This window comes from Photobacterium nomapromontoriensis (assembly GCF_050336815.1).
Classification (GTDB): Bacteria; Pseudomonadota; Gammaproteobacteria; order Enterobacterales; family Vibrionaceae; genus Photobacterium; species Photobacterium nomapromontoriensis.
This window is the reverse complement of the sequence record NZ_JAKJSL010000009.1, coordinates 1-8,688: the sequence shown is the minus strand read 5'-3', so window position 1 is coordinate 8,688 and position 8,688 is coordinate 1. Positions and strand designations below refer to the sequence as shown.

The following is an 8,688-nucleotide window of genomic DNA, read 5'->3' as shown; positions in this document are numbered from 1 at the left end:
TTAATACGCTATCGGTCAGGCCCGCGCCGCCAACGGGTTTGGTGAGTAGCGGATTGGTGGCGTAAACGCGCACCATCTGCCCGGTTTCAAGTTGTACCTTGGGCAAACTGCTGACCGCGAGCTGTTGCCCCGCCGCCAAGGCCACATCCGGCAGGTGTGACACACTCACTTGCTGGTTGTCGGCTAGCTGCATGGGTGGCATGCGTGAAATATCCACCGCCTGACCGTCAACCAATGCCACTGGCGGCAGCTCGGCAACATTAACGGCCTGATTGGGTGACAGCGTCACCATCGGCAACTGTGTCACCGCCACTTCTTGGCCGTCGGTAGGCGGAATGTAACGACCGTAGCCACACATAATGGTGACCGTCCCCGCCTCGCCCATGTTTTCAACGGTCACGCGCCCGGCTAAGCGCGGGTCGATAACCTGCGCCCCCTGCTTGAGCCGATATTCGCCACGCTCGGTGGTGATGCTGACCGACGCGGGACACGCTTCGACATACAGAAACTCGCCCACGGCCTGAAATTGCGCCCGCTGGCGCGGCTGCATCATCTGGTTAAAGCTCATCGTTTCCCCTTAATCATCATGATTGCCACAAAAAACATCACGATCCCCACCATGATGGTCATTTGCTTGGACGTCGCGACCTGCCCGCCGTCGGCCTTCATCACCGCCAGCTCTTTGAGTGCCTCAAGGTTTTCGCTGTTCTGCGTCGCCTGATTACCCGCCAGCCCCGCCAGCATCTGCAAGTTTTCACCGTGGGCTTGGCTGACTTGATTGATGGCGTTGTTGCTGACCTCGGCATTGAGTTCCATCGCGCCAAGACCAAAATCCAGCGCCTCGCTCACTGAATTGGCCCCCATTTCCAGCGCGGCGGTGGTGACTTCGGTATTACTGGCAAATGCCAGCTCACCTAACTCGGTGGCACGTTCTATGGCACCATGGTCGGTCATGGTGACGTTAATGTTGGAATCATTAACCCCAGAAATCGCGACCCCGAGGTTATCGCCAGAAATGGCATTCTGCCCGCTGACATTCGTATTGGATGTTTGATTAGAACTGCTGCTACTGCCTCCCTTACCCATGGTTATCCCTCAAATCCAGTTGATGAACGGTTTCCTGTGAATCGCCAAATGCCCTTACTTGCTCGACCTGTTTGAAGCCAAACTGGCCAAGTATGCGGCGCATGCCTTTTCGGTAGGTGTGATAGCTAATGGATTGATAGCCACGTTCCGTCACTCGCTCAATGATATGGGTGGCCGCATCAACGAGGCCGCGCCCCGTCATGGCTATGATGTGATAGCGTTCACCATCAATCCGGCTAATAAACCGCAACTTAATCCCTTTGCCCGTCAGCAGATAAAAGCTGGCCTGCTGGTCACAGACCAACTGTCTCACCTCGTCAAACTCCACTTTGGGCATGTCAGAACCCGCAAACGCAGGCTTTATCAGTGATAAATGTGCCTGAAAGTCAGGGGCGCTCGGGCGGATTAATCGAAAATACATCAGCCCACCTTCTTAATTAGGAACCACACCACGGCCAGCCCTAGCGCGACGGTCAACCACTGAGAGACGGCAGAGCCGCCCCCCATGTTGATGCCACTGACCTTAAAGCTGTTATTGGCATCGGCGTTGGCATTGGATGGCCCCGCCGTACCACCGCCCGCATTAATCGGCATGCTGCCGGAGTTGGTAACACCGGGAATACTGAGCATTACTTCATCACCCCCGTGATATTGACCAACCACAGCGCCAGCAGTACCGCAATCAAGATTTTGAAGGTACGGGCAAAGGTTTCACCGCTGAACAACCCGGCGGCATAGCCCACCGTCCCTGTCAGTAACGGCCAAAATAGTAATGGCATTATTTCCCCCTCATCAGTACGGCAACGGCTAACACCGCGACAATCACCCCGCCGCCAATCATCAAGGCAGTATGGGTAGTGAGGCCTCCGGAATAAATCGGCTGGCCGTCGGGTTGCTTGGCAGGCTCTTGGTTTTGTGGCACTCGGTTTTCTTCTGGCGCGGCAGAGGTGACTTTGTCCGCCTCGTTGTCAAACCACGATTCAACCCACTGCTCACCGCCGTTGAGGGCGGAATCCCAAATGCCGCCCAGTGATTCGCCCCAGCTATCGAATAAATCCATAGCGTCCCCTTATGCCTTGGTCGGTAAGGCGTTCACTTGCTCAACCGCTTCGATGATCACCGGCACACTGCCCACCTTGTTTTTATCCAGCTCAAACGCCAGTTGACTACGGGCGGCAGTGTTCAGCATGCCGTCAGCGCCAAAGCCATAGCGGATAAAGTCGAGGCTAAACCAACCAGGGTTTTGTTCTTTCTTCGATTGGGCCAAGTCAAAAGCGTTATCAGCCTTGGTGACGTTCATTTCTTCGAACGAATCCCGCAAGACGCGCACGCGCTCAATCGAGTCATCAAGGAAGTGAATGCGCTTGAGGTTCAGTGCCGGGCTACGCTCGCTGAAGTCAAATGGTGTGCGGCCTGTTGCCGAGGCAAACCACGTCAGCTCATAGATGCGCGGCATGTAGTAACGCACCGATTGTGCGGGTAACACATGCGCACGGGCACGGATGCTCGGCGCTGGCGTATCTGCTGGCTTGCTTTTCAGGGTGATGTGAATGAACCAGATTTCACCGCCCAAGGTGACAAGGTCGGTTTGACGCACACCGATTTTGGTGCGCAAGGTTGGGTCACCAAATGACAGGACATAGCGCCCGTCAACGGCGTAGTTCTTGCGGTGGGCTTGCAGTTTGACCAGCGTTTCACCCGTGACATTGATTTTGGCCGAACCGTTCAACGACACTTCGACACGTTCAATGTCTTTGGGGTCGGTGATATTGGTGACCAGTTCAATGCTGTGATACGTCGGGCCGGAAACCAGACGCAGTGATGCCCGGTTACCCCAGCCAACACCTTCAACGGGATCAAGCTCTTTAGGGCGCGGCGCAAATTTGGTTTGAAGTAGTTCCATGTCCTACCCCTTAACCAATCACGTCTTCGACGGAATCAACGTTGTTTGATGCCCATACCACGGCACCCGCAACCAGTAATGCAATCACACCTGTGATCACATAGCCTTTGGTTTTTGCACTCATGTTGTTTGCTCTCTGTTGGTTTACAAAAAATTCCCCAACAAGAAAGCAAGTGATTCGGTTTTAAGGCAAACACAAAAAAGCCCGCTAAACCTATAGGCTTGCGGGCTTTTGGAAATGTGATTTAGACTGTATGTATTAAGCTGAATGCTCTTGCGCTTCATCCGATTCAGAATCGTCACCAGCAACAACATAACTAAACTGAGCCGAATATTCATCACCAGCTCGTACAGATGACATATATTTTACTTTGACTGCACTTCCAGTTAAAAATGCATTAGTCAAAGCTTCTAAATCATCGCCAATGATCGATGCCAATGCTTTCATTCTAATTTGTGCATTACTACTAACTTTGGTCGTTTTGATTAGTAGTGACTCTTGATCCATTCGCTCGATACCATCGATATAAAAATCATCCACTCGTTCGTTACGCTTACCATTTTCCCCTCTTTGGCGTCTACTGAACTCGCGAATTTCAGCCTCTCTATACTCATTGTTGCCCGTTCTGACAAATTCCGCATCAGAAACTCTGCGCATAAGGGTTGTGTTCGCGCGTTCTGAGTAATCGATAGCTTTTGTATGAGTAGCGTTAAAACTTGGATGCTGCGTTAAAACATCTTGCAGTAAAGAACAAGACTCTTTTAGGTTTTTCTCACCTGTTAATAATGCAGCTCTTGTTGTCTCTTGCTGAGCAAGGAACTGTTCATTTTCAAGTTTTCGGTTACTACGCACGTAGTAACAAAAAGACCCGCTAATGAAACCAGCAATGGTTATAATTAATATTAGCTTTTCCATACCATCCATCCCGGTGGTGATTGCAGTCAAACTATCTGTCAGCTTGTTTAATAAGCTCCAGCCATCAGCTTCCGTATCTGATGACCCTTCTTTAACACGGAATACAAGCTCAAGATCTGCTTTATCGTCAGCTCTCAACATCTGTAAAGATGCGCTGTTATACTTTAGATCAGTAAATAGTCGATAAAGTTCCTGTTGATATCCGACATATCCTTCCATGGCGGTGATTGGCAAGGATTGGTTGTAGCGCTCACCTTTAATATAATAATTAACAGTCGGCCATCCATCAAACTTTACATCATCTATTGAATTATCATTGTCGAGTAACACTCGTTTTGTGAATTCAATGAAATCTTCATTAGAAGTAATAGTTACACTTGCCATGGACATATCCCTTGAAATTTTTTGCAAGATTACCGCATAATAAATTGTCAAACAATCAATAAATGAAGTATATGTAACACTAAGATTTTAGGAGATAAAAACCTATAGAATGCTCACAGAAACAATCACTTAATCACACGGAGTATTCACATTTTTATAGCATATCCCCTCACTCTGCAAAATGTAAGCTAGTATCTGCAGTAGGATGACCTAACTAATATGTATTCTTGTTTACACTTAAAAGAATGACCGCTGTCATCCGCTCTCTGAATTAACATAATTCAAATCATACTCTCTAAATTCAGTATCAATGATGCGCTCAAGATCTCGTAACTCTGCTAGCAGGTAGCCAGCAAACACATCAAAGTCTTGCCCTGTGAGAGTGGTATCAGTGTGGTCAAGGAAGGAAAGGCAACGAGTGAGAGCATGGCGAATAAGTGGATAGTTTAACGTAACTTCAACACCAAAGTGGCCTATCTCGGGTTCAAGTTGGGCAATGACCTCATCTAGGCGAACAAGCAAGCCATAGCCGTATGCAATGGCTTGATTGATTTCCATTTCACGTTTGTAGAATTGAATAAATTGGTTGGTGACGAATGGCTGATTCATTAGCTACCTTATTGGCTACCAGCGGATCACACCTTTCTTGAATGCTTTTCCATCCTGAAGAATATACTCAAGCTTTTGCAATGGCATGATTTCTATCGCGGGTATACCTGTCTTCTGCTGTAGGTATCGGGCACTGTCATCGGCTTTTTGCATCATCACACACGCAAACTGGCAGTTGTCGATAATGGTTTTCGAGACTTCTTGCCCACGCTGAAACATATTGATTGAGTGTAGGCCGTACTTGCGCCCTAGCCTCAAAATTTTGCCGTGGTAGCCAGTGGCTTTGGCGGTAGTGTTGCTATGCTCGGCCACTTCTTCACAAATCACCTTTAATGGCTTTTTATGTTTCCCATTCCCCACGCCCCAAACGACCATGCAGAACTTGTCAAAGTCGGCTTCGGTGGTTTCATGTTTTGGCGCGTAGGCAATCTTAAAACCTTGATTGGTTTTACGCCCAGCAATCAAGGCGCTAGCAAAGTCTTTTAAGCTGGCATAGCTGCGAACCTTGCGCCCTTGTAATTCACCTTGGTAGTCATTCAGCGGATCGAAAATAGCCACTTGGTCAGTGGCTTTTACAAACAGCTTTTTGGCTGCGGAGGTTTTCCCGCAGCCTGACATACCAACCGCATACGCATGGTGATTATCTAGCGCGTTGTTTTGGTTGATAGGCTGTAGTTTCACGCGGCGGCCTCCGCGTTATTATTATTGGCAGCTTGCTTGGCTTTCTCTTTGGCGACGGCTATGTCCTCGGCCTTAAGCTGTTTCACCTGCAAGTAACTTGATAATCCCAACATGCCAATTGCTGCAACAGCCATAATTTCTTCCATGTACTTGGCTAACCATGGCGGCGGGTTCGTACCGTACTTCACCAATAATGGAGCCACTTTGTTGGCAACCGTTTCGGCTTGGTCAGGATCAAACTTAAACTTGGGGTGTGCCAAGGTCTTCATGAATTGTTCGATGGTCATCATGCCAACAAATACAATCGCGGCGGCGGCTTCGGTTTCAAGTTCCTGCTGTTGCCCTTTGCTATCGGCTATCGTGGGGTCAAAATCATCATCAAGCCCTTTGAGAAAGTCTCTTTCTTCCTGCTCACTGTGGCTTTCCAGTGCTTCGATGTGGTTTAGTTCACCATCATTTTTGGCTTGTAGTTCGGTTTCCATTCCTAATCTCTCGCTTTGTTTGGGTTAAATACGGGTAATAAGTCCGCCAGTAAGGCCACCAAGGACGATTCCAGCCAGAATGGCTTTCCATGTGTTCGGCTTGCCTTCGGTTTCTTTTTCAGGTTCGATTCGGCTTGTAATGCTTTCTGTTCTAGCTGCTGTTGCTTCACTATCGCCGCTTTCACTGCCTGATTTTGGCAATGTTGGCGGTGTTTCTTCAGTGAGGCTTTCGGATTCGCTTTGATGCCCATGGGTTACGGCTTCTTGGGTTAATTCATTCGGTTCAGAAACCGTAACCACAGTGGTTTGTTCGGCTTCCGTTAAGGCTTCAATGGTCGGGTAATGCACATTAAAACGGCTCTGCCAGAAAGCGCCCGTTTGTTGATTAGTCCCGCAATCATCACAAATCGAATACAGGAACTTTGCGCGCTTTCCCCTTGCCCGGTGGATAGTGCGGATTTGGCCGCACTCACACCGATTAATACCTTCCACTTGATTCGTCGATTTACGAACGGGCATCGAATCAGCCATGTTTTCCCCCTTGTTCTAATTCCATCAGTTTTTGGTTAACGCCGTGCATCCAAACCAGTACAAGTCGTAATGGGGCTATTAGTTTTTTAGCAAACGGATTGCCCGAGACTTTTTTGACTTCACCGCTTAGCTGCTCGGTGATTTGGTTCAGTTCATCCATGAGTTAGCTTCCTTTATGCTGCAAATGGTTGAGTCATGTAGTGTTCAAGGTCGGCCATGTAGGCCGAGCGTTCGAGTTCGGTAGGTTCTGCCCGGTTAGGTGTCAGCGGGTCATTGAGTACGCATCGCCAATAGGCGCGTTTTTGCTGGAAGTGTTCATAATGCGGCGCGTATTCATGCCGGGCGGCGGCTCTGATTTCCTGATAGACTTTCTTTTGCTCTGGCTCATCACTGACAGGCGTCATTGACCAGCCTCGCGCCCCTGCGGCCCACAGCAAAAAGTCATAGGCTTTTTCTTCGGCATTCTCGCCATCAATAGAAAAACAAAAGATATTCTTTGTAGTGGCAAACACCTCACGGCTTCTCAGTTGATCACGTCCTGCTCTCGCTTGGTGCTCAAGGCGAATAATGCGGGCGGTCAGTTTATTGATTTCCTGCTCTGGCTTTTTGGCCTGTTTGGCAATGGCTTTCGCTTTAATGGTTTGGTCTAGCTGCTTTTGCGTTCGCCTTAAACTACGGTTTAACGGCTTACGCCATTGCTCCAAAATGTAACCGCATTCTTTGATAATCGCCGCCATGTTGTCGGCTTCGAAACTGGCAAGGCACGTCCAATCCGGCGCCCGGCTACACTGGGCAATGTTGTAGCGGTTGCCTCTAATCAAACCTTGGTCAGCGTTGTCACCTTTGGCCGCATAGCCAACGGCTTTAATGATGTAGGTTCCTGCTGCTTTAGGGTGTTTGATTCGCTCCACATGCACAGTACCATTTCCCCAAATCCCCTCAATGCGCTGAGTCCAGGCATTAAATTGTTCTGGCTCTACCGTCCAGTTCAGCAAAATATGCACGTGGGGATTAGGTTCGCCATCTTTGTTGGCCGGACACTCAGCAACCCAAATATAATGAAAGTCATCTTCTCGCTCAGGGATCTGAAATGGCTCGCCGTTTTTATCAATGCCTTGCCATCCCCGCTTGAACATCTTTTTTACACCATCTAAAAAACGGGATATCTCTTTACCGATAGTCGATTCAGCCGTTTTAGTCAGGGTGAATGGTTTTTCCGGTTTGGCGAATATTGGGCAGTACGGCCCGGCAATATCCCCGTTTTCATTCATCACTTTCACCGTGCCATCATCAAGGATATCGACGGTTGCGGCAGGATCGTCGGCTTCGGTATCGATATAACAATATGGCCCGGCGATATGGGTAACGGGTTTCGCCATATTTCGGCGGATATGGATAGGTGTATGGGTTGCATCATTTGATTCAACTTGCGGTCGCCCTGATAACAGCGATCGCGGCCCGCGTGTTTTACTGGCTGGCAATGGCGGCTTCGGCAATGTGCAATATTCGGTACCGTCACCCTCAACCATCCCGCCAAAAATCCTGTTTCGCTGTTCTTTTGAAAACGTCGGTGTGAAGAATGTCGTAAAACCGCCATGACAAGTCGCGATATATGCCGCTGACTCAAAGATTTTACTCACTGCGCGCTTTGTCAGTTTTTCGGTATAGCGGTCGCCTTGCTGTTGGTCGGGTGCGCCGCTGCTTGGCGTCTGGGTGTAATACTGGACTTTGCAACGTCCTGACCAGTCTTGCTTCATCAAGCGAACCGTATTGGGGGCAATGTTGGGCTCAACAACCTTGGATTTTTTCTCAGGTGATAAAACACGGGCACGATTACCCGCCTCATGAATGCCGTAGAGCGTTTCCGCGTTGTAGGCTGACTCTGTATCTAACTCGATGGCACGGCGCTTTGAGTGGGCTAACTGGCGGATTCTGTGCGATAAATGAGCGACCTTTGGGCGTGTCGGACTTTTGCGCCCTTGGACAAGCCTATTGTTTTCGTCACTCCGTGCCGCCGCTTCGCGGAGGTGTTCGGCGTTATAGTCCGGCAAAGAAGCGGTATGAACTTTTTGCTTCTCGGCATAATAAGCATTGTC

The 8,688-nt window shown here is 49.2% G+C and carries 14 protein-coding genes; all 14 read right to left on the bottom strand.

Features of this window, described 5'->3' with window-relative positions; genetic code table 11:
• Positions 1 to 568: hypothetical protein (locus L4D12_RS00600; RefSeq protein ID WP_428445880.1), on the bottom strand; the 568-nt coding region annotated here is incomplete at its 3' end.
• A complete protein-coding gene (locus tag L4D12_RS00595) occupies positions 565 to 1,086 on the bottom strand; it encodes a chemotaxis protein (protein ID WP_428445879.1) in 522 nt (173 codons plus the stop codon). The genes L4D12_RS00595 and L4D12_RS00600, both read right to left, overlap by 4 nt.
• Positions 1,079 to 1,507 carry a hypothetical protein gene (locus tag L4D12_RS00590; protein ID WP_428445878.1) on the bottom strand — a complete coding sequence of 143 codons (429 nt, stop codon included), beginning with the start codon at positions 1,505 to 1,507 and terminating at the stop codon, positions 1,079 to 1,081. Before L4D12_RS00590 ends, L4D12_RS00595 begins: the two co-directional genes overlap by 8 nt.
• A complete protein-coding gene (locus L4D12_RS00585) occupies positions 1,507 to 1,716 on the bottom strand; it encodes a hypothetical protein (protein WP_428445877.1) in 210 nt (69 codons plus the stop codon). The genes L4D12_RS00590 and L4D12_RS00585 overlap by 1 nt, the downstream gene beginning before the upstream one ends.
• A complete protein-coding gene (locus tag L4D12_RS00580) occupies positions 1,716 to 1,865 on the bottom strand; it encodes a hypothetical protein (protein WP_428445876.1) in 150 nt (49 codons plus the stop codon). Before L4D12_RS00580 ends, L4D12_RS00585 begins: the two co-directional genes overlap by 1 nt.
• Complete coding sequence (locus L4D12_RS00575; RefSeq protein ID WP_428445875.1) at positions 1,865 to 2,146, bottom strand: hypothetical protein; 282 nt, start codon at positions 2,144 to 2,146, stop codon at positions 1,865 to 1,867. The genes L4D12_RS00580 and L4D12_RS00575 overlap by 1 nt, the downstream gene beginning before the upstream one ends.
• Before the next feature lie 9 nt (positions 2,147 to 2,155).
• On the bottom strand, positions 2,156 to 2,989 hold the full coding sequence (locus L4D12_RS00570) for a major capsid protein P2 (RefSeq protein WP_428445874.1): 834 nt from the start codon (positions 2,987 to 2,989) through the stop codon (positions 2,156 to 2,158).
• Positions 2,990 to 3,248: 259 nt separating this feature from the next.
• Positions 3,249 to 4,289, bottom strand: coding sequence for a hypothetical protein (locus L4D12_RS00565; RefSeq protein ID WP_428445873.1), 1,041 nt, complete (start codon positions 4,287 to 4,289; stop codon positions 3,249 to 3,251).
• Between the two features lie 255 nt (positions 4,290 to 4,544).
• On the bottom strand, positions 4,545 to 4,898 hold the full coding sequence (locus L4D12_RS00560) for a hypothetical protein (protein ID WP_428445872.1): 354 nt from the start codon (positions 4,896 to 4,898) through the stop codon (positions 4,545 to 4,547).
• 15 nt (positions 4,899 to 4,913) lie between these two features.
• A complete protein-coding gene (locus L4D12_RS00555) occupies positions 4,914 to 5,516 on the bottom strand; it encodes an ATP-binding protein (protein WP_428445882.1) in 603 nt (200 codons plus the stop codon).
• A 59-nt stretch (positions 5,517 to 5,575) separates the two neighbouring features.
• Positions 5,576 to 6,061 carry a hypothetical protein gene (locus L4D12_RS00550; RefSeq protein WP_428445871.1) on the bottom strand — a complete coding sequence of 162 codons (486 nt, stop codon included), beginning with the start codon at positions 6,059 to 6,061 and terminating at the stop codon, positions 5,576 to 5,578.
• A gap of 24 nt (positions 6,062 to 6,085) precedes the next feature.
• A complete protein-coding gene (locus L4D12_RS00545) occupies positions 6,086 to 6,592 on the bottom strand; it encodes a hypothetical protein (RefSeq protein WP_428445870.1) in 507 nt (168 codons plus the stop codon).
• The gene (locus L4D12_RS00540) at positions 6,585 to 6,752 is read right to left on the bottom strand and encodes a hypothetical protein (RefSeq protein WP_428445869.1); all 168 of its coding nucleotides are present in this window, start codon (positions 6,750 to 6,752) and stop codon (positions 6,585 to 6,587) included. Before L4D12_RS00540 ends, L4D12_RS00545 begins: the two co-directional genes overlap by 8 nt.
• Before the next feature lie 13 nt (positions 6,753 to 6,765).
• The gene (locus tag L4D12_RS00535) at positions 6,766 to 8,643 is read right to left on the bottom strand and encodes a rolling circle replication-associated protein (protein WP_428445881.1); all 1,878 of its coding nucleotides are present in this window, start codon (positions 8,641 to 8,643) and stop codon (positions 6,766 to 6,768) included.
• Positions 8,644 to 8,688 lie beyond the last annotated feature (45 nt).